Source organism: Cupriavidus sp. H19C3 (assembly GCF_049393815.1).
Lineage (GTDB): Bacteria > Pseudomonadota > Gammaproteobacteria > Burkholderiales > Burkholderiaceae > Cupriavidus.
This window is the reverse complement of record NZ_CP184985.1, coordinates 1,142,087-1,161,189: the sequence shown is the minus strand read 5'-3', so window position 1 is coordinate 1,161,189 and position 19,103 is coordinate 1,142,087. Positions and strand designations below refer to the sequence as shown.

The following is a 19,103-nucleotide window of genomic DNA, read 5'->3' as shown; positions in this document are numbered from 1 at the left end:
CGGGGAAATCCGCGCGAAGCCTTGAGATTCCTGGCTTTCCGGCCTTTTTTTGCGGTTTCTCTGTTATGCCAAACTAAGCGCAACCCCACAAGACCGACAGGGGGTGTTGCAGCGTGGCGTCCAGCGACGGAGCAGCTTGTGTGACCTTCGTGAGCTGGGAGGGCTGGGAGAATGCTGGCAGCTCACGCAAGAACGCGCGCTCTCGCTGAGTGAACAACTCCGCTGGCGCGTATCCGGTTACCGGATGCACACGCTGGTTCGCCACGTCGCGCAGCCACTTGCCGACTTCGGCGTTAGCTGTATCGACGTCCAGCACCAGGCCCGACTGCTTCAACCAACTGGTCAACGGCACGTAGAAGTTGCCACGCAGGTACCGATGGAAGCGTTCGACTTTGCCTTTGGTTTGGGCACGATACGGACGACAGAGGCGGGGAATGAATCCATAACGCTTGGCAAGGTCCAGGAGGCCGGGATGCCAGCGGTGATGGCCCTCTGCGTAAGCATCGCGCGACGCGACGATAGTCTTGGCGTTGTCGTACAGGATCTCCCGCGGAACCCCGCCCAACGTCTCGAACAGTGCGTGATGGCAGGTCATCAGCGTTTCCGCCCGCTCGTTCGTGGTGAATCTGGCCCAGCGCCAGCGACTGAACCCCAGAGTCGCGGTAAAAGCGTAAAGCGGGTCAGCGCCACGGCGAAAGACGACGAAGTCGCATTGCATCTGATGACCCGGCGCGGTCTCGAACCGCACGATCGGATCAGCCGCTTGCAAAGGCTTATGCGCGTGCATGAAGGCTTGGAGACTGCGCAGCTGTCCCTGATAGCCTCGCGCTCTTAGCTCGCGCAATAGCGCGGGCGCCGCGATCCAATCCGGAAAGGCAGCTTGCATGCGCTCGCGGATGTAATCGTGAAACGGGTCGAGCTTGGTCGGGCGAGCCTCACGCTGCTTGTAACGGGGGACATCGTCCGCAGCCAAGTAGCGAGTTACGGTATTACGAGAGACGCCCAGCCGTCGCGCGATCTCGCGCAGCGACAGCCCTTGGGCCTTGAGCACATGGATCTGCATCCACTGTTCCTTCAAAAGCATCGTCGGCCTTCGCGCGGAAAAGGCAGACTGTACGGAAAAGTGGTTCAGATTTACCTTGCGCGAAGTGGCCCAGTTTTACTCTGCGCGCAACAGGCGTTGACGTCACTGCGCTTTTTTGCTGCAGCCATGATCGTTACAACGCACACAGCGGATTTTTTCCACATAGGCATCGAGATAACGAAGCGCTTGATCATGGCCCAGGGAGTGTCATTCTTCTTCGTTCTAAGCGGGTTCGTGCTGTTCTACGCCCACCGCGAGATGCAGGACAGCGCGCGGTTGACGTTCACACAGTTCATGCGTGCTCGATTTGCGCGCGTCTGGCCAGCGCACGCCGTAACGATGCTGGCGTACTGCTATATCTTTCTCTACGTGCTTGGCCTCGAGGATCCCCTTACCTACGGACGCACCTTCACGACCGGCCTGCTGCTGCAGGCATGGGTGCCATACTCAACGTACTACTTCGGCTTTAATGGCGTGGCTTGGAGCCTGTCGGTGGAAATGTTCCTCTACGCCATGTTTCCGTTTCTGATTTCGCGATGGTCGCACACGTGGCACTGGAAATGCATGCTTGCCGTTGTGCTCCTGTTCGTGTCCGTCACTGTGCCCGGGTCCGTTGCCCTGGACGACTGGAAACCAGGCCACACCGGCCCGACAATCGCTTCATATACCTACATTTTTCCGCCTGCGCATCTATTGGAGTTCGTGTTCGGGATGAGCGCGGCGTCGCTCTATGTTCGGTTCACTGGCAGGCTTGAGAGCATGAACATAGTAGCAATCAACGTCATCGAAATCGTTGCCATGGCGGGCGCGATCTGGGGACTGTTCGAGATGCCACGTATCAGCGGATTGCTTGAATCGTCCGGATATGTCGACTCCGGCTTCCGCTCATGGCTGACGATCAGTGGGGCATCGCCCTTCGTTGCGGTCATGCTGTTCGCGATGTCCTCGGGTCGCGGCGTTCTGGGCAGAGCGCTGGCATTGCGACCGATGGTGCTGTTGGGCGAGATCAGTTTCTCGCTCTATCTCGTGCACCAGCTTGTCTCGCGCGTTTGGCTTCTCCGCAAGGACTTCGCCGCGGAATACTCTGATCTGGCGCGCTATCTTGCTTACTGGGCCTTCGTACTGTTGCTGTCCTACCTGCTGTGGCGCTTCGTCGAGAAGCCCGCTCAGTTGCTGCTCATGGGTAAGTTGAGGGCCACTGAAGCGCCGAAGCCAGTGTCGATGTAAGGCCTGACTCAAGCGAAGGGGCCTCCACGGAAACCGGGGCGGTTCACCCTACATAAACCATCTGCCCAAAAGCATCGCGATCACCACCGTGTCAAAGGGCAAGACGACGATCGCTGCTATTACGGCACCGATCCGCCTCCAGCCCCAGCCGCGATGAGTGGAGTTCTTCGCCTTTACGAAGATCAGCGTGAGAGAACCGAGCGGCAAGAGCGCCGCCAACAGACCGGATATGGCCCCATATCCTTTCGCTCTTGCGAAATGCGCGCTCGCCATTGCAAACGAGGCGAGACCGATTGCCATTAGCAGCAGTCCCGCAATTCCAAGCCACGCGAGACACAATCCGCCAAGTACGAAGCAGACTGCGCCGATAACCGACGTGAGGGTGATCCTCTTTTTCCGATTTGGGTCGTCTACCGGATAGGTGGACATCGCTACCACAACGAAAAGTCCGACGGTAACGTTGATGAACTGCCAGAGGAGGAGGAAAAGGAAGCCGATGTCCATTGCTTGGTGTCGATTAGGCGCTTTTTTATATCTTCAAGATGCGAGCGGTCGCAGTAGCGTCCCGCCTGAGGCTTCCGCCCCGCCCGCCATCCGCCGACGCTTTAGCGGGAGAGAATCTTCCGCGTTTCCTCCGTAATCGACTTCAGCCCCTTCTCTACGATGTCCTTCCAGTCGTCCACCATCACCGCGCCTTTGGACTCCGACACGTTCGTGGAAATCGTCGCAGTGCCGGCCGGTTGGATGACCGCGCCGTTCAGTTCGATTTCCGATTTCTGGCTGACCTTGACCGACCACGCCCCCGGCGAGAACCAGGCCCAGAACTGGTTGATGGTGGCGGAAACCGGCGTGGCCGATTCATAGTTGGCGTCGCCTTTCTTGACGACCGTATATCCCGATTCCTTGAAGCCGGTAGAGATGGCTTGTTCGACCAGGCCCGAGACGCTCTGGCCTTCCGCGAGGGCCACGTCGCCGAGCGCCTTGCCGAAGCCGCCGCGCTTGCGGGCGATGGCGCGTGACTTGGCGTCGGGACCATTATCGGCATCGGGATCGAGCGAGGGGATGTCGGCCTGCGACGGTGCCGCTTCGAACTTGCGACCATCCAGCACGGACTCGATCCGTACCGACTTGCCGTTGCTAGCAGTGACCGTGCTGGCCTCGGGCGCCTTGACCGTGACCACGTCGCGACCGAGTGCGCAACCCCCGAGTGCCCCGATCAGCAACAGATACCCCGCGATGCTCGCGTAACGCATTTTTCTATTTCTCCTGAGTCTGGTTGTCTTGTCGGCAAAGTCTTCCTTTGCCGGGGTGGCATTTTATGCGGGCGAGGGCAGGCAACGGCAGGGGCGCGCCTCCCTGCTTTGGCGGGATGGACTTCCGGGCGCGGCGCCAAAGGCGACGCGATTTGAACCATTGGCGTCCGGTTGCTACGATGGAGGTTCGGACCCAACGGAGAGCTTTCATGTCAGAAAAGGGCAACGGCATTGCCGGTACGACTTGCATTGCGTTCGCGGTGGCGGGACTGGCGCTCGCCGCATCGTTCATCCTGGCGTACTACGCCGTCAATCCGCGTCGGATCACGATGCAGGACCGGGGTTGACATGCCCCGGTAATCCCTCTCGCCCCGGCCAGAACGTCCCGGCCCAAACATCCGGATCCGGAACGTCCGGACCAGAAGGTCCAGATCCAATCCGCAGTCCCTCCGTATCACGCCGGCAGGGCGCGCGGGTTGTCCCGCAGGTTGCCCCGCAGGTCACCCCGCAGGTCACCCGATAGCGGGGCAACCTCGTAGCGCGGTGCCTGCGGTGCACCCTCGACCCGAAACACCGCCACCGCATCCGCCAGCCGGCCCGCCTGTTCCTCCAGCGATCCCGCCGCCGCTGCCGCCTGTTCCACCAGCGCGGCGTTCTGCTGTGTGACCTCGTCCATCTGCGCCACCGCGACATTGACCTGGTCGATGCCGCTGCTTTGCTCGGCCGCCGCCGCGGCGATCTCGTTCATGATGTCGCTCACGCGCGCGATGGCCGCCACGAGTTCGGTCATCGTCGTGCCCGAGCGTGCCACCAGTTCCGCGCCCGATTCCACGCGTTGAGTGGAGGCGTCGATCAGGCCCTTGATTTCCTTGGCGGCGCCGGCACTGCGTTGCGCGAGCGAGCGCACTTCCGAGGCCACCACCGCAAAGCCGCGGCCCTGTTCGCCGGCGCGCGCCGCTTCCACCGCCGCGTTGAGCGCGAGGATATTGGTCTGGAACGCGATACTTTCGATCACGCCGACAATCTCGCCGATCTTGCGCGAGTCGTCGACGATATGCTGCATGGTGCCGACGACCTGGCCGGTCAACTCCCCGCCTTGCGACGCCAGGCCGGACGCGCCGTGCGCAAGTTCGCTCGCTTGCCTGGCGTTCTCCGCGGTTTGCTTGACGGTGGAGGTCAGCTCTTCCATGCTCGCCGCGGTCTGCTCCAGCGACGCCGCCTGTTCCTCGGTACGCTGTGACAGGTCGGTATTGCCCGCCGAGATCTCGCGCACGCCGATATGGATCGCATCGGTGCCCCCGCGCACGGTGCCGACGGTTTCGATCAGCGCGGCCTGCATCTGCTGGAGCGCCGCGCTGAGCTTGCCCATTTCGTTATGGCTGACGACCGCCACGCGACCGGTGAGGTCGCCGCTGGCAATGCGCTCGAACTGGGCAATGGCCGCATTCACCGGCACGACGATCGCGCGCATCATGGCCGCGCGGCCGATCCAGGCCAGCAGCAGGCCGCCGGCGAGGCCGATGGCAACCGCCCAGCAGACCATGCGGAAGCGCTCCTGGGCCTCCTTGTAGCGCTGCTCGCCATGGTCCATCTGCAGCTTCTCGAGGGTCAGCATGGCTTTTTCGTAGGCGCTGTAGAGCGGGGACAGCTTGTGTGCCTGCAGTTGCAGGAAGGCCTGGCGGTCACCGGACTTGAGCGCCGCCAGGGCCGGCTGGATGCCTTCGGCCAGGAACTTGTCGCGCTTGTCCTGCATGTCCTTGATGAGCTTCTGCTGTTCGGCATCCTGACCGGCGCCGGCGACATAGTGCGACAACCGCTCGTTGGAGGTCTTGAGGTACTGGTCGAAGCGCTTGAGTACGGCGTTGGCGCCTTCCTGGTCGTTGAGCTCGATCAGCGAGGCATAGGTTGCAAGCGCTAGTCGCAGCCGCAGCAACTGGCCCGCGCTGCCTTCGAGATCGGCCACCGCGGGCGTGTCGACGGTGTACATCTGCTTGAGCGATTCGTTGCCTGCGCGCATGGACAGCAGGCCCGTGGCGGCGCCGATTACCAGCGCCAGGCCAAAAAACGCGACCATCAGGCTCAACTGGCCCCGGATCGACAGGTGCTTCAACATTGTCTTCCTCTCCTCTTGTCGTTGCGGCGCGCGGATCTGTTGCCCACTGCTGGTTGCCTGCTACGTCTGTCGAGGTCTGCACCCGTCGTGCGCCGCTGAATCTCAGGGGGACCTATTTCGGTCAACGGATGCGAAAGGGAAAACTTGAATGACCGGCGCGTAAGGGCTCGGCCGGGGCGTCGCCGGGAGCATCGGCCGCGGTGTCGGCCGGGGCGCCGTCATGGCAGCGGCGGGAGCGTCGGCCGGGCGGAATGCCCAATGGCGGCGCGACGCCTCGTTACTCCTGGCCCGCCACCGCCTTTATCAGGGCCGGTACCTGCGCCACCGGTGCCGTCAGTTCCGGCGGCACGCCGTACAGCGCGCCCAGCCGCGCCGCGGTGTCCTGGTAGTCAATGTGCACGCCATGCTGGTCGTCCTCCCAGACCACCGCATGCAGCGGCAACTCCAGCGCGGCATGCGGGTAGGCGGCCATGATCGGTGTGCCGCCCTTTGGGTTGCCGAACACGAACAGCCGCGTGGGGCGCAGCGTCATGCCGGCGTCCTGCGCGGCGGCGCGCTGGTCGATCTCCGCGAACAACCGGATCTGGCGGGTGACCAGCACGGCCTTGAAGCGCGCGACGGTGGTGGCAAAGTCGTAGCGGCTGTCGATCGACGCGCTGTACGACGCCGGGGCGGCCTGGGCCGGAGAGGTCATGGGAAAGGCTCCTGCGAGGAACGCGACGGCGGCAACGGCGCGTCGGATGCTGCCGGGAAGGGTCATGGCAATGCCTGATGCGTGTGGGGGCGCGATAACAGGCAGTGTAGGCCTGGGGCAGCCGGCGCGATAATCCAATCGGCGCAGAAATTTGCCGGATCGTCTCGCTGGCGGCACCCCCGGGCTGACCGCGCGCCTGGCGCCGCGAGGGCCATGCGATGCCACCGGCTACCCCGGTCTCACCCAGGCATGCGCGGCCGGCGCCCGCGCTCGCTTGCGGCAGGGGGCACCAGCGGATGCGACCGGCGGCGAATCAGTCCTTCGCCTTGGCGCGTTCGATCGTCATATGGGTGGGCATCATGTTGACATTGGCGTTATGCATGACCCATAGCGAGCCCGCCACGATAATGCCGATCAGCAGTGCCGTGCACACGAAGATGCCGGTGTTGGAGCGCTGCTCGCGTGCGGTACCGAGGTGGAGAAAGAACACGAGCTGCGCCAGCAACTGCGCCACGCACAGTACGACGATCGTGGTCAGTCCCATGCTCTTCGGCACCACGCCATACATGACGGCGCCGAAGGACGCAAACGTCAGCACCAGGCAGAGCACGAAGCCGACGATATAGCTGCGCAGGCTGCCGTGCGAGGCCGTATGCAGCGATTGCACCGTGTGAGAGGATTGGCCGCTCATACGAACTCCCGCAGGTAGACGAAGGTAAACACGCAGATCCAGATCAGATCCAGGAAGTGCCAGAACAGGCTCAGGCAGGCCATGCGCCGGCGCGTGATGGCATCGAGGCCGAAGGTCTTGAGCTGGTGCATCATCACCAGGATCCACAGCAAGCCAAAACTCACGTGCAGGCCGTGCGTGCCGACCAGCACGAAATAGGCCGACAGCGATGCGCTGACCTCGGGGCCGGCGCCGCGGTGGAGCAGCTCGGCAAACTCGTGCAGTTCCATGGCGATAAACGCCGCGCCGAACAGGAACGTGATGCCGAGCCACACGATGGTGCGCTGCGGGCGGCCCGCGTACAGGTTCAGCATGGCCACGCCGAACGTGAAGCTGCTGAACAGCAGCAGCATGGTTTCGCCGAGCACGAACGGCAGCTCGAACAACTGCTGCCCGGTAGGGCCGCCGGCGGTGTTGCCGACCAGCACGCCGAACGTCGCGAACAGTGTCGCGAAGATCAGGCAGTCGCTCATCAGGTAGATCCAGAATCCCAGCGTCAGCGTGGCGCCGCTGTCATGGTGATCGTGGTGATCGTGGGCATGGTCGCCCACATGTGCGGTAAGGACTTGGCTCATGGCTCAGGCTGCTTCCTTCAGTTGCGCATGGCGCGCGTTCTCGATGCGCGCCACTTCCTCCACCGGCACGAAGTAATCGACGTCGCGGTTGTAGCTGCGCGCGATGAACGTGCCGATGATGCCGATCAGACCGGCGGCCGCGACGATCCACATGTGCCACACCAGTGCGAAGCAGCACACCAGGCCGAGAACGGAGATGATGAAACCGTCGCCGGTGTTCCTTGGCATGTGAATGGGCTCGTAGCGCGCGGGTTGTACGTAGGCGCGGCCGCTTTCCTTGTCGTCCCAGTGCTGTTCGAGCGAGGTGATGTGCGGCACCACGGCAAAGTTGTAGAACGGTGCGGGCGAGGCGGTGGCCCATTCCAGGCTGCGGCCATTCCACGGGTCGCCGGTGAGGTCGAGATTCTGCTTGCGGTCGCGGATGCTGACGGCCAGCTGAATCAGCAGCGACACGATGCCGGCGGCGATCACGAGCGCACCGATCAGCGCGACCACGAGGTACGGATGCCAGTCGACATTGGCGTAATGATTCATCCTTCGCGTCATGCCCTTGAAGCCAAGCACGTAGAGCGGCATGAAGGCGAGGTAGAAGCCGATCAGCCAGCACCAGAACGAAATCTTGCCCCAGCGCTCGTTGAGCGTGAAGCCGAACACCTTGGGGAACCAGAAGCTCATGCCCGCCAGGCAGCCGAACAGCACGCCGCCGATGATCACGTTGTGGAAGTGGGCGATCAGGAACAGGCTGTTATGCAGCACGAAGTCCGCGCCGGGCACGGCCAGCAGCACGCCGGTCATGCCGCCCACCGCAAAGGTGACCATGAAGCCGATGGTCCACAGCGTGGCCGAGTGATAGCGGATGCGGCCGCGGTACATCGTGAACAGCCAGTTGAACAGCTTGACGCCGGTCGGGATCGAGATGATCGACGTCATGATGCCGAAAAACGCATTCACGTTGGCGCCAGAGCCCATCGTGAAGAAGTGGTGCAGCCAGACGAAGAACGACAGCACGCCGATCGACGAGGTGGCGTAGACCATCGACTTGTAGCCGAACAGCGGCTTGCCCGAGAACGTCGAGATGATTTCCGAGAACGCGCCGAAGCAGGGCAGGATCAGGATATAGACCTCGGGGTGGCCCCAGACCCAGATCAGGTTCACGTACATCATGGCATTCCCACCCAGCTCGTTGGTGAAGAAATGCATGTCGAGGTAGCGGTCGGCCGTCAGCAGCGCGAGCGTGGCGGTGAGCACCGGGAACACCGCGACGATCAGGATATTGGTGATCAGCGCGGTCCACGTGAACACAGGCATCTTCATCAGGTTGAGCCCCGGCGCGCGCATGCGCAGGATGGTCACGATGAAATTGATGCCGGTCAGTGTGGTCCCCAGCCCCGATATCTGTAGTGACCAGATGTAATAGTCGACCCCGACCGTGGGGCTATACCCGAGTTCGGACAATGGGGGATACGCGACCCAGCCGGTGGCGGCAAAGTCGCCGACGAACATCGACAGCATGACCAGCACCGCGCCCATCGCGGAGAGCCAGAAGCTCAGCGAGTTGACGAACGGGTAGGCCACGTCGCGCGCGCCGATCTGCAGCGGCACGATCACGTTCATCAGGCCGAGGATGAACGGCGTGGCGACGAAGAAGATCATGATCACGCCGTGCGCCGTGAAGATCTGGTCGTAGTGGTGCGGCGGCAGGTAGCCGGCGGCATCGCCGTAGGCCATGGCCTGCTGCAGGCGCATCATGATGGCGTCGGCAAAGCCGCGCAGCAGCATGACCAGCGCCAGCACGATGTACATGACGCCGATCTTCTTGTGATCGACCGAGGTAATCCATTCGGTCCAGAGATACTTCCATTTGCCGAAGTACGTAATGGCGCCCAGCAGCGAGGCGCCGCCGAGCAGCACCACCACGAGCGTGACCATGATGATCGGCTCGTGGAACGGAATGGCATCGAGATTGAGTTTGCCTAGCATGGCTGACGATTCCCTGACTACTGCACCGCGGCCGCATTCGCGGGCGAAGCGGGACGGGTACTGGTAATGGCGTTGAACGCTTGCAGCGAGGCGGGGCTGTCGGTCCGGCAGACCGGGTCCGCGCTCTTCATGTACTTGTCGACGACCCTGGCAAAGAGCTGCGGCGCGACGGTGGCATACAGCGTGACCGGGTCCTTGCTGCTGGGTTGCTCCAGCTGGCGGTACACCGCTTCCGTAAGCGGGGTCGCGGACTGGCGTGCCGCGGCGATCCACGCATCGAACTCGGCGCGCGAGGTGGCGTGGGTCTTGAAGTGCATGTCGGAGAAGCCGGCGCCGCTATAGGCCGCCGACTGTCCGAGGTAGACGCCCGGGGTATCCGCGATCAGATGCAGCTGCGTCTGCATGCCGGCCATGGCGTAGACCATGCTGCCGAGTTGCGGGATGAAGAACGAGTTCATCATCGACTCGGCGGTGAGCTTGAAGTTGATCGGCGTATCGACCGGAATCGCAAGCTGGTTCAGCGAAGCCACCCCGTACTGGGGATAGATGAACAGCCACTTCCAGTTGAGCGCGATGACTTCCACTTCGACCGGTTCCACCTGCGAGTCGAGCGGACGGTAGGGGTCGAGCTTGTGCGTCGACTCCCAGATCAGGAAGCCGAGGAAGGCGACGATGACACACGGGATGGTCCATACCACGATCTCGATCTTCGTCGAGTGGGCCCACTTCGGTGCGTACTCGGCCCGGGTATTGGAGGCGCGGTAGCGCCACGCAAACACGAGGGTGAGGATGATGACGGGGATGACCACCAGCAGCATCAGGAACAGCGAGACGAGGATCAGCGATTTCTCCTGATGCCCGATATCGCCTTTGGGGGAGAGCAACTCCAGGGTGCAGCCGGACAGCAGCAGCATGGTGCCGGCAGCGAGCGCCAGGCTCGCGGCACGCCGCCAGCCTGGGCCGGACGGTGATGGACAAGTACGCATACGAGGGTTTTAATGTATGGATATACGGGACGTCGCGCCGGAGAATAAGGTAAGACAAGCCCCATACAACGGCGAAATCACGGGAATATGCGCGAAAAAATCTCCATACAAGATGAGGAGGCCGGGCTTTGGCTGACGGGCTTCCGGACCGGCGCGGGCGCCCGCTACCTGCAGATAGCGGACCTGATCGAACAGGCCGTGGCCGACGGGCGGCTGACGCCGGGCGACCGCTTGCCGCCCCAGCGACGAATTGCCGCACGGCTCAAGGTGGACCTGACCACGGTCACACGCGCGCTGGCGGAGGCGCGCAAGCGCCATCTGATCGAGGCACGCGGCGCGCTCGGCACGTTCGTCGCGGCACCGCGCGTGGAACTGGCGCAGCGGGTGGACTTCAGCATGAACGTGCCGCCGCCGCCCGACGGCATCGACTTCGAAGACCTGTTGCGGCGCGGCGTGTCGCAGGTACTGCTACGCGCGGATGCAGGCTTGCTGATGACGTATCAGCTTGGCGGCGGCAGTGCGAGCGATCGCGCGGCCGGGGTGATGTGGCTGGCACCGATGCTGGGGCCGGTGGAGCCTGCACGCGTGATGGCGTGCCCCGGCGCGCAGGCCGCGCTGGCCGCGCTGATCCTGGCCATGACCGCGCCGGGCGATGCCATCGTCACCGAGCCATTGGCCTATCCGGGCTTGCGTCTGGCCGCGGAACAACTGGGCCGGCGCGTGGTGGCGGCCGAGGTGGATGCCGCCGGCATGCGGCCGGACGCGCTCGAGGCGGCCTGCCGCGAGCATGGGGCGCGGCTGGTCTACCTGAACCCGACCACGCAGAACCCCACCACGCAGACCATGCCCGAGGCGCGCCGGCACGAGCTGATCGCCGTGGCCGCGCGGTGCGGCGTGCTGATCGTCGAGGACGACCCTTACTGGCTGCTCACGCCGGATGCGCCACCGCCGCTGGCGCGCCTGGCGCCGGCCCAAGTCTGCTATGTGTCGACCATGTCGAAGTGCCTGAGTCCCGGCCTGCGTACCGCATTCATGGTGTTGCCGGCGACGGTGGGCGATGACGCCGTGCTGGCGGCATTGCGCTCGTTCGCGTTGATGTCGGCGCCGCTGACGACGGCGCTCACCACGCAATGGATCCACGACGGCGCGGCCACCGCGTTGCTGGAGGCGATCCGGCGCGAGGCCGCCGCGCGCCAGGTCATCGCGCGGCAATGGCTGTCGAGCGCCGGGCAGGTGCCGCCCGGCGGGATCCACGTGTGGTACACGTTGCCGAGCTACTGGACCTCGCAGGCGCTCGCCCAGGCGGCGCGCGCGGAGGACTTGCGCGTGACGCCGGCCGAGGCCTTCCAGGTGGGCCCGCGCACGGCGAATGCGATCCGCATATCGCTGGGCGGCGCGGCGGACCGGGTGGTGCTGGCGGGCGGACTGCGCCGGCTGGCCGACCTGCTGGCGCGCCGCGCGGACGGCAAGCGGGAGATCGTGGTGTAGCGCGTGGTGTAGGGCGTGGTGTAGGGCGTGAGTCGCGCGCGCGGGGACGGCGGGACGGCGGCTCCGGCGCCGCGATGGATACAGTGCGGCGCCTCATCTGGAAGCACAGTCGGGCAGCACAGCCGGGCAGCACAGTTCGCGCGCCGGTGCTGAGCTTCGTCCTAACCCGCGCAACTGTATCCGTCGCTCCACGGTGTGCCCTCGTAATCTTCGCAGCACGGCATGCATGAATGCCGCAGACCTACGAAGAGAGCACTACGATGCATGGTATTACCGCACTCGATCTCGCGCGTGTCCAGTTTGGCTTTACGGTTTCATTCCACATCATCTTTCCCGCGATCACGATTGGCATGGCCAGTTTCCTCGCGATCCTGGAAGGATGCTGGCTGCGCACGAAGAACCCCGTCTACAAGACCCTGTTTCATTTCTGGGTCAAGATCTTCGCCCTCAACTTTGGCATGGGCGTGGTGTCCGGCCTGGTGATGGCCTATGAATTCGGCACCAACTGGAGTTTCTTCTCCGAGTTTGCCGGCGGGGTGACGGGCCCGCTCCTGACCTACGAAGTCCTGACCGCGTTCTTCCTGGAGGCCGGCTTCCTGGGCGTGATGCTGTTCGGCTGGAACCGCGTGGGACCGGGGCTGCATTTTCTCTCGACCATCATGGTGGCCATCGGCACGCTGGTCTCCGCCACGTGGATCCTGGCCTCCAACAGCTGGATGCAGACGCCACAGGGCTACGCCATTGTCGACGGTCGCGTGGTACCGACCGACTGGCTCGCCGTCATCTTCAATCCGTCGTTCCCGTACCGGCTGGCCCATATGGGCATCGCGGCGTTCCTGTCCACCGCGCTGTTCGTCGCGGGCGCCGGCGCATGGCTGCTGCTGCGCGGCCGGGCCGAGGCGCCCGTGCGCAAGATGCTGTCGATGGCGATGTGGATGGTCCTGATCGTGGCGCCGATCCAGGCCGTGGTCGGCGATGCGCATGGCCTCAACACGCTGAAGTACCAGCCGGCCAAGATCGCGGCGGTGGAGGGGCACTGGAACACAGCGGCGCCCGGCGATCGCCATGGCTTTCCGCTGATCGTCTTCGGCATTCCGGATATGGAGAAGGAGGAGACCCGCTATGCGATCGAGATCCCGCGCCTCGGCAGCCTGATTCTCACGCATACGCTCGACGGCCAGATCCGGGGTCTCAAGGACTTTCCGAAAGCGGACCGCCCCAATGCCACGGTGCTGTTCTTCACCTTCCGGGCGATGGTGGGTCTGGGCGTGCTGATGATCGCGTTCGGGCTGCTGGGTTTGCTGCTGCGCCGTCGCGGCGCGCTGTTTCGCAGCAAGCCGTTCCTGCGTCTTGCGGTGGCGATGGGTCCGACCGGACTGATCGCGCTGCTCGCCGGCTGGATGACCACCGAGATCGGGCGGCAGCCGTGGGTGGTGTACGGCCTGCTACGCACCAGCGATGCGGTGTCGCGGCACGACGTGGGCCCCATCGCGGCCTCGCTCGCGGCGTTTGTGGTGATCTACTGCTTTGTGTTTGGCGCGGGCATCCGCTACATGCTGAAGCTGGTCAACCAGGGACCACAGCCGCTGCACGAGCATGATGCCGACGCGCATGGCAACGCGCATGGCAACGCGCATGGCAACGCGCATGGCAACGCGCATGGCAACGCGCTGGGGGACAACCATCCCGGGCATATTTCCGCGCCGCGGTATCCCGCGCCCGCTCGACTCTCCAACCGGTAAATCATCATGGGTATCGATCTTCCGCTTATCTGGGTGGCGCTGATCTACTTCGGCGTCATGATGTACGTGATCATGGATGGCTTCGACCTGGGCATCGGCATCCTGTTTCCATTCGTACCCGACCGCGTCGAGCGCGATGTGATGATGAACACGGTCGCGCCGGTATGGGATGGCAACGAGACCTGGCTGGTGCTGGGCGGCGCGGCGCTGCTGGGGGCCTTTCCGCTGGCCTATGCGGTGGTGCTCAGCGCCCTCTATATCCCGCTCATGCTGATGCTGCTCGCGCTGATCTTTCGCGGCGTGGCGTTCGAATTCCGCTTCAAGGCGAGCGACCGCAACCGCCATCTGTGGGACAAGGCGTTTATCGGTGGCTCGTTGCTGACCGGCTTTTTCCAGGGCGTGGCACTGGGCGCGTATATCGACGGCATCGCGGTACGCGGCAACGCGTTCGCGGGCGGGGCCTTCGACTGGCTGGCGCCGTTTCCGCTGTTCACCGGCGTGGGCGTGGTGGTGGCATACGCGTTCCTCGGCTGCACGTGGCTGATCATGAAGACCGAAGGCCGCCTGCAGGGCCGCATGATCGCCGCGGCGACGCCGCTGACCGGGCTGATGCTGCTGTGCATCGCCATCACCAGCGTATGGACGCCACTTGCCCATCCGGACATTGCCCACCGCTGGTTCTCCGTGCCCAACGTGTACTGGTTTGCGCCAGTTCCGGTGCTGGTGCTGGCCGCGGCGTTCGGCATCGTGCGCGTGCTCGGCAACCGTCCGCATGTGGCGCCGTTCCTCTATGCGCTGCTGATGGTGTTCCTGGGCTACACCGGGCTTGCCATCAGCGTGTGGCCGCATATCATCCCGCCCGACGTCTCGATCTGGCAGGCCGCCTCGCCGCCGCAGAGCCAGGGCTTTGCGCTGGTGGGCACGCTGTTGATCGTGCCGATCATCCTGACCTACTCGTCGTGGTCGTACTACGTGTTCCGCGGCAAGGTGAAGGCAGGGGAGGGCTATCACTGATGGCCTCGCGCAAACTTGGGGTACGGCTCGGCTGGCTGCTGCTGTTGTGGCTGGCAGGCGTTGGCACGGTATTCGTGGTGGCCTGCGCGATGCGCCTCGCCATGCGGCTTGGCGGACTGGTGCCCTGAACGCTATGGCAGCCGTATTCTCGTGGCCGGGCGGACGCGACTGGATCTTCTCGGCGAAGGTCTTCGCCGCGGCGATGCTGGCCCTCTATATCGGGCTCGCGGGGGGACTGCCCCGCCCATACTGGGCGATGGCCACGGTCTACCTGGTGTCCCATCCGCTCGCCGGCGCCACGCGCTCGAAAGGCGCCTACCGGGTCATCGGCACGCTGCTCGGCGCGGTCGCCGCCGTGGCCATGGTGCCGGCGCTGGTGAACTGGCCGCCGCTGCTGATGGGCGCCATCGCGTGCTGGGTCGGCCTGTTGCTGTACCTGTCGCTGATGGAGCGTTCGCCGCGCAGCTATGTATTTCTGCTGGCGGCCTATACGCTGCCCATTGTTGCGCTGCCGGCCGTCAACGATCCCACGCAGGTGTTCGACCTGGCCGTGGCGCGTGTGGAGGAAATCTGCATCGGCATCCTGTGCGCGAGCGTGGTGGGTTCGGTGGTGCTGCCGGCGCGGGTGGCCACGGCCATGCAGGCGCAGACGCGGATCTGGCTGGCCGATGCGGCACGCTGGGCCACGGCGATGCTGTGTCCGGTGCCGGGACGCGCCGCGGATGCCGTGCGCGATGACAGCCGCTACCGGCTGGCGGCCGATATCCGTGCGCTGGACACGCTGATCACGCATCTGGCCTACGATGCCGAGACCGCGCTGTCGGTGCGCTGCGCCCGCGCGCTGCACGCCCGCATGACCATGCTGCTGCCGGAACTGGCCCTGCTCGACGGCGTGGCGCAGGCCCTGCGGCGCCATCCGGACGGTGTGCCGCCGGTCCTGGCCGCGCGCATGGCCGAGGTTGCCGCGTGGATCGGCGGTGACAACATGTCCACGCCCGCGCCGATGGCGTTGGCGCCCCTGCAGGCGGTGTCCATGCCGTCGGTGTCCATGCCATTGGCGCCCATGCCGTTCACGTCCATGCCGTGCGCGCGCGTGCCGTCGGCGGAGACCTGGCATGCGGGTCTGGTGACGGCGGCACGCCAGCATCTGGATACGCTGGTCGATCTATGGCACGACTGTCTTGCGCTTCAGCAACGCATGGGCGAGGAAATCGGCGACGCGAGCGGTCGAGCGGCAAGCGGACAGCCAGAGCGCGGCATGCCGGTGCTACGGCATGCCGATGCCGGCACGGAGGATGCGCGCTACCACGACCATGCGATGTTGCTGGTCTATGCGTTGACGGCGGGCGGGGCGACGTTGGTCGCGGGGCTGCTGTGGATGGCGTCGGGCTGGATCGACGGGGCCGGGCCTACCGCGCTGGCGGCGCTCACCGCCTGTATCTACGCGACCACCGACGAACCGCGCCGCACCGCCTGGCGCTTTGTGCGCTGGAGCCTGGTGTGCCTGCTGGTGTCGTGGTTCTACCTGTTCGTGGTGTTGCCGCATGCACACGATTTCACCAGCCTGGCGGGCCTGTTGTCGGTGCCCTATCTCGTGATTGGCGCGCTGATCGCGCGCCCCGGCTTCAACTTGTTTGCGATCCTGCTGTCCGTCAATGCGGCCTCGTTCGCCAATGTGCAGGCGCTCTACGATACGAACTTCGGCACCCTTTTCAATGCCACGCTGGCGACGTTTGCGGCCATGGCGTTTGCACCGCTGTGGGTAGTGGTCGTGCGGCCGTTCGGCGCACGCGTGGTGTCGCGCCGGCTGGTGCATGCGAGCTGGCGCGATATCGCCACGGGCGCGGACCCCGACGCGCTGGCCGCGCACCCGCCATTGCGCGGGCGCATGCTCGATCGCCTGCTGCGGCTGGTACCGTTACTGGCCGGCCAGCGCGGCCGCGCATCGCAGGACGGCTTTGCCGAGTTGCAGGTCGGGTTTGGCACGCTGGTGCTGCAGCGCGATCTGGAGACGATGCCGGCGCGGACGCGAGGAGCGCTGGTGCGAATGCTGCGGACGCTTGAATGCCACTACCTGCGGCGCGCTCAGGTCGGGCGTGCCTTGCCGCCGTCGCCGGCGCTGGCGGCGCGGATCGATCGCGCCATCGCGGCAGTCGGGTGCGCGGCGCGACTCGAGACGCGGAGCGCGGGGAATGCGGAGAGTGTGGAGAGTGTGGAGAGTACGGAGAGTACGGAGAGTACGGAGAGTACGGAGAGTACGGAGAGTACGGAGAGTGTCCGGCGGGTTCTGAGTGCGCTTACCGCGATCCGGCTGACGCTCTACCCCGACGCACCGGCTCAGCCCATGTAGATCTGCGCGAGGCCTTCCTTGAGCGCGGCCGAGATCTGGTCGTGCCGACGATCGATATGCCTGGCCAGCACGGGAATGCACTGTTCGGGGGTGCGTGCTTTCAGGCCGAGCAGGATTTCGCGATGGTCGTTCTGGCTGACCCGACGGTCGCAGCGTTCCATGTCGATCCAGCGCACGAAACGGATGCGCGCGTTGATGTTCTTGAGCACGCGCAGCATTTCGAGATTGCCCGACATCGCCATCAGCCGCTCATGGAAGGTCTCGTCGAGCCGGACCAGTTCCTCCACCGTACGGTCGCCCGGTTCCGGACCGGTCTGCTCCAGAAAATCCAGCAGTGCGTCGATGTCTTCGTCCTTGGCCCGCGTGATGGAAAGGCGCAGCGCTTCGGTTTCGACGATCTTGCGCATTTCGTACAGCGAGAACACTTCCTGCGCGTCGAGGTCGCGGCAGAAGAAGCCCTTGCCGGGCGAGAAACGCAGCAGCCCTTCGGTGGTGAGGCGGGTCAGCGCCTCGCGCAGAGGCGTGCGGCTGACGCCGAGCGCGCTCGCGAGCACGCCCTCGTTGAGGCGCTCGCCGGGTTTGAAGTCATAGCCGACGCTCATCTGCTTGAGCTTGTCGTAGACCTGCTCGACGATGCTGTCGCTTGCTGCGTTCGCCACGGTATTCGATCCTGTTTTCAAGTCATCACTGCCTTCGCCAGGGGCGGCGAAGGCAGGAATATACCTGAATTCGATGCTGTGCACTGGTGCGTATACACAGGATGGCGGCGCACGCGTGGTCCGCGCGCTCTCGGCCATTAATCCACGTGTGCGCCGGAATCCTTGACGATCTTGGCCCAGGTCTTCATATCGGCGAGCTGGGTACGCTTGAACGCTTCGGGGCCGCCATCCTGGATCGGCTGGATGGCCTGGCTGACCAGCCACTGGCGGAAGCTGTCGGTCTGGATCACCTTGAGCACCGCCTTCGACATGCGGCTTTGGATATCGGCCGGCAAGTGGGCAGGGCCAAACAGGCCATACCACGTGGTGCTCTCGAAGCCGGGCAGGTTGCAGGCTTCCGCTACCGTGGGCACGTCGGGCAGCACGCTGACGCGCTGGGCCGATGTCACGGCCAGTGCGCGTACCTTGCCCGACTGGATCGCGCCGAGGCTCGGCGAACTCTGGTTGAAGAAGAAATCCACCTCGCCCGAGAGCAGGGCGGTCATGGCCGGTCCCTGGCCTTTGTACGGAATATGGACGTAGGTGGTCTGCGAGGCCGTGGCGAACTGCGTGCCGGCCAGATGACCCGAGGCGCCATTGCCGGTGGACGCGTAGTTGAGCTTGCCCGGGGCCTTTCTGGCCGCGCTGATCAGATCCTGGCAGGTCTTGATCTCGGGGTGCTTTTCCGGATTCACGAGCAGGATATTGGGCAGCGTACCCAATAATGCAATGCGCGAGAAATCGTTGACCACGTCAAATGACAGTTTCGAATATAGGGCAGGATTAATCGCGTGCGTACCGGCAGTGCCGAGCAGGAACGTATAACCATCCGGCTTCGCCTGGGCCACCAGGCTTGAAGCGATATTACCGCCGGCTCCGGGACGATTATCGGAAATAAACGAGACGCCCAGTTCGCGGGTCAGTTCAGCCCCGAGCTTGCGCGCGTAGAGGTCGGTGGCGGCGCCGCCGGGAAAGCCGCTGACGATCGCAATCGTATTGCCCGGCCACGCGCGGGTGTCCTGGGCAATCGCGTTGCCGGACAGCGTGAACACCGTAGAAGCCAGAAGGCTGGCGGAAAGCGAGACGATCAGCGGAGCCGTTACGGTACCGAACGGCGAGACCAGACGCGAAACAACGCGGCGCATCGACATGGGGCGCTCCATGGGCAG

At 64.5% G+C, this 19,103-nt stretch carries 18 protein-coding genes; 7 read left to right on the top strand and 11 right to left on the bottom strand.

Features of this window, described 5'->3' with window-relative positions:
• Nucleotides 1-73: 73 nt before the first annotated feature.
• A complete protein-coding gene (gene istA / locus DFLDMN_RS05200) occupies nucleotides 74-1,084 on the bottom strand; it encodes an IS21-like element ISOcsp1 family transposase (protein WP_423197414.1) in 1,011 nt (336 codons plus the stop codon).
• On the opposite strand from istA, the gene DFLDMN_RS05195 reads away from it, so the two are divergent.
• On the top strand, nucleotides 1,052-2,311 hold the full coding sequence (locus tag DFLDMN_RS05195) for an acyltransferase family protein (RefSeq protein WP_423197413.1): 1,260 nt from the start codon (nucleotides 1,052-1,054) through the stop codon (nucleotides 2,309-2,311). The two genes, istA and DFLDMN_RS05195, sit on opposite strands and share 33 nt — an antisense overlap.
• Before the next feature lie 48 nt (nucleotides 2,312-2,359).
• Here the strand turns inward: DFLDMN_RS05195 and DFLDMN_RS05190 are convergent, their stop codons facing one another.
• Nucleotides 2,360-2,815: a hypothetical protein gene (locus DFLDMN_RS05190; RefSeq protein WP_423197412.1), complete on the bottom strand. Its 456-nt coding sequence runs from the start codon at nucleotides 2,813-2,815 to the stop codon at nucleotides 2,360-2,362.
• A 101-nt stretch (nucleotides 2,816-2,916) separates the two neighbouring features.
• A complete protein-coding gene (locus DFLDMN_RS05185; RefSeq protein ID WP_423197411.1) occupies nucleotides 2,917-3,564 on the bottom strand; it encodes a flagellar biosynthesis protein in 648 nt (215 codons plus the stop codon).
• Between the two features lie 209 nt (nucleotides 3,565-3,773).
• On the opposite strand from DFLDMN_RS05185, the gene DFLDMN_RS05180 reads away from it, so the two are divergent.
• Nucleotides 3,774-3,911 carry a hypothetical protein gene (locus DFLDMN_RS05180; RefSeq protein ID WP_423197410.1) on the top strand — a complete coding sequence of 46 codons (138 nt, stop codon included), beginning with the start codon at nucleotides 3,774-3,776 and terminating at the stop codon, nucleotides 3,909-3,911.
• Nucleotides 3,912-4,018: 107 nt separating this feature from the next.
• Here the strand turns inward: DFLDMN_RS05180 and DFLDMN_RS05175 are convergent, their stop codons facing one another.
• The 6 genes from DFLDMN_RS05175 to cyoA all read right to left on the bottom strand — a co-directional run bounded on the left by DFLDMN_RS05175 (nucleotide 4,019) and on the right by cyoA (nucleotide 10,642).
• Nucleotides 4,019-5,677, bottom strand: a complete 1,659-nt coding sequence (locus DFLDMN_RS05175) for a methyl-accepting chemotaxis protein (protein ID WP_423197409.1) — start codon at nucleotides 5,675-5,677, stop codon at nucleotides 4,019-4,021.
• Between the two features lie 277 nt (nucleotides 5,678-5,954).
• Nucleotides 5,955-6,371, bottom strand: a complete 417-nt coding sequence (locus tag DFLDMN_RS05170; protein WP_423197408.1) for a DUF302 domain-containing protein — start codon at nucleotides 6,369-6,371, stop codon at nucleotides 5,955-5,957.
• 313 nt (nucleotides 6,372-6,684) lie between these two features.
• Nucleotides 6,685-7,062 carry a cytochrome o ubiquinol oxidase subunit IV gene (gene cyoD, locus DFLDMN_RS05165; RefSeq protein WP_423197407.1) on the bottom strand — a complete coding sequence of 126 codons (378 nt, stop codon included), beginning with the start codon at nucleotides 7,060-7,062 and terminating at the stop codon, nucleotides 6,685-6,687.
• Nucleotides 7,059-7,676: a cytochrome o ubiquinol oxidase subunit III gene (cyoC, locus tag DFLDMN_RS05160; protein WP_423197406.1), complete on the bottom strand. Its 618-nt coding sequence runs from the start codon at nucleotides 7,674-7,676 to the stop codon at nucleotides 7,059-7,061. The genes cyoD and cyoC overlap by 4 nt, the downstream gene beginning before the upstream one ends.
• A 3-nt stretch (nucleotides 7,677-7,679) precedes the next feature.
• The gene (gene cyoB, locus DFLDMN_RS05155) at nucleotides 7,680-9,656 is read right to left on the bottom strand and encodes a cytochrome o ubiquinol oxidase subunit I (protein WP_423197405.1); all 1,977 of its coding nucleotides are present in this window, start codon (nucleotides 9,654-9,656) and stop codon (nucleotides 7,680-7,682) included.
• A gap of 17 nt (nucleotides 9,657-9,673) precedes the next feature.
• Nucleotides 9,674-10,642: a ubiquinol oxidase subunit II gene (cyoA, locus tag DFLDMN_RS05150; RefSeq protein ID WP_423197404.1), complete on the bottom strand. Its 969-nt coding sequence runs from the start codon at nucleotides 10,640-10,642 to the stop codon at nucleotides 9,674-9,676.
• A gap of 87 nt (nucleotides 10,643-10,729) precedes the next feature.
• Between cyoA and DFLDMN_RS05145 the strand changes: the two genes are divergently transcribed.
• The 5 genes from DFLDMN_RS05145 to DFLDMN_RS05125 all read left to right on the top strand — a co-directional run bounded on the left by DFLDMN_RS05145 (nucleotide 10,730) and on the right by DFLDMN_RS05125 (nucleotide 17,236).
• Nucleotides 10,730-12,130, top strand: coding sequence for a PLP-dependent aminotransferase family protein (locus DFLDMN_RS05145; RefSeq protein WP_423197403.1), 1,401 nt, complete (start codon nucleotides 10,730-10,732; stop codon nucleotides 12,128-12,130).
• A 260-nt stretch (nucleotides 12,131-12,390) separates the two neighbouring features.
• Nucleotides 12,391-13,872, top strand: coding sequence for a cytochrome ubiquinol oxidase subunit I (locus tag DFLDMN_RS05140; RefSeq protein WP_423198326.1), 1,482 nt, complete (start codon nucleotides 12,391-12,393; stop codon nucleotides 13,870-13,872).
• A gap of 6 nt (nucleotides 13,873-13,878) precedes the next feature.
• Nucleotides 13,879-14,886 carry a cytochrome d ubiquinol oxidase subunit II gene (cydB, locus tag DFLDMN_RS05135; protein ID WP_423197402.1) on the top strand — a complete coding sequence of 336 codons (1,008 nt, stop codon included), beginning with the start codon at nucleotides 13,879-13,881 and terminating at the stop codon, nucleotides 14,884-14,886.
• Nucleotides 14,886-15,014: a DUF2474 family protein gene (locus DFLDMN_RS05130; RefSeq protein WP_423197401.1), complete on the top strand. Its 129-nt coding sequence runs from the start codon at nucleotides 14,886-14,888 to the stop codon at nucleotides 15,012-15,014. Before cydB ends, DFLDMN_RS05130 begins: the two co-directional genes overlap by 1 nt.
• 5 nt (nucleotides 15,015-15,019) lie before the next feature.
• Nucleotides 15,020-17,236, top strand: coding sequence for an FUSC family protein (locus tag DFLDMN_RS05125; RefSeq protein WP_423197400.1), 2,217 nt, complete (start codon nucleotides 15,020-15,022; stop codon nucleotides 17,234-17,236).
• Here the strand turns inward: DFLDMN_RS05125 and DFLDMN_RS05120 are convergent.
• Nucleotides 17,224-17,895, bottom strand: a complete 672-nt coding sequence (locus DFLDMN_RS05120; RefSeq protein ID WP_423197399.1) for a GntR family transcriptional regulator — start codon at nucleotides 17,893-17,895, stop codon at nucleotides 17,224-17,226. The two genes, DFLDMN_RS05125 and DFLDMN_RS05120, sit on opposite strands and share 13 nt — an antisense overlap.
• Before the next feature lie 137 nt (nucleotides 17,896-18,032).
• The gene (locus DFLDMN_RS05115) at nucleotides 18,033-19,085 is read right to left on the bottom strand and encodes a Bug family tripartite tricarboxylate transporter substrate binding protein (protein ID WP_423197398.1); all 1,053 of its coding nucleotides are present in this window, start codon (nucleotides 19,083-19,085) and stop codon (nucleotides 18,033-18,035) included.
• Between the last annotated feature and the right edge of the window lie 18 nt (nucleotides 19,086-19,103).

Excerpts from the sequence above, each read along its gene's own strand:
- DFLDMN_RS05195 (WP_423197413.1), top strand. The coding sequence starts at position 1,052 with ATGGATCTGCATCCACTGTTCCTTCAAAAGCATCGTCGGCCTTCGCGC.
- istA (WP_423197414.1), bottom strand. The coding sequence starts at position 1,084 with ATGCTTTTGAAGGAACAGTGGATGCAGATCCATGTGCTCAAGGCCCAA.
- DFLDMN_RS05190 (WP_423197412.1), bottom strand. The coding sequence starts at position 2,815 with ATGGACATCGGCTTCCTTTTCCTCCTCCTCTGGCAGTTCATCAACGTT.
- DFLDMN_RS05185 (WP_423197411.1), bottom strand. The coding sequence starts at position 3,564 with ATGCGTTACGCGAGCATCGCGGGGTATCTGTTGCTGATCGGGGCACTC.
- DFLDMN_RS05180 (WP_423197410.1), top strand. The coding sequence starts at position 3,774 with ATGTCAGAAAAGGGCAACGGCATTGCCGGTACGACTTGCATTGCGTTC.
- DFLDMN_RS05175 (WP_423197409.1), bottom strand. The coding sequence starts at position 5,677 with ATGTTGAAGCACCTGTCGATCCGGGGCCAGTTGAGCCTGATGGTCGCG.
- DFLDMN_RS05170 (WP_423197408.1), bottom strand. The coding sequence starts at position 6,371 with ATGACCTCTCCGGCCCAGGCCGCCCCGGCGTCGTACAGCGCGTCGATC.
- cyoD (WP_423197407.1), bottom strand. The coding sequence starts at position 7,062 with ATGAGCGGCCAATCCTCTCACACGGTGCAATCGCTGCATACGGCCTCG.
- cyoC (WP_423197406.1), bottom strand. The coding sequence starts at position 7,676 with ATGAGCCAAGTCCTTACCGCACATGTGGGCGACCATGCCCACGATCAC.
- cyoB (WP_423197405.1), bottom strand. The coding sequence starts at position 9,656 with ATGCTAGGCAAACTCAATCTCGATGCCATTCCGTTCCACGAGCCGATC.
- cyoA (WP_423197404.1), bottom strand. The coding sequence starts at position 10,642 with ATGCGTACTTGTCCATCACCGTCCGGCCCAGGCTGGCGGCGTGCCGCG.
- DFLDMN_RS05145 (WP_423197403.1), top strand. The coding sequence starts at position 10,730 with ATGCGCGAAAAAATCTCCATACAAGATGAGGAGGCCGGGCTTTGGCTG.
- DFLDMN_RS05140 (WP_423198326.1), top strand. The coding sequence starts at position 12,391 with ATGCATGGTATTACCGCACTCGATCTCGCGCGTGTCCAGTTTGGCTTT.
- cydB (WP_423197402.1), top strand. The coding sequence starts at position 13,879 with ATGGGTATCGATCTTCCGCTTATCTGGGTGGCGCTGATCTACTTCGGC.
- DFLDMN_RS05130 (WP_423197401.1), top strand. The coding sequence starts at position 14,886 with ATGGCCTCGCGCAAACTTGGGGTACGGCTCGGCTGGCTGCTGCTGTTG.
- DFLDMN_RS05125 (WP_423197400.1), top strand. The coding sequence starts at position 15,020 with ATGGCAGCCGTATTCTCGTGGCCGGGCGGACGCGACTGGATCTTCTCG.
- DFLDMN_RS05115 (WP_423197398.1), bottom strand. The coding sequence starts at position 19,085 with ATGTCGATGCGCCGCGTTGTTTCGCGTCTGGTCTCGCCGTTCGGTACC.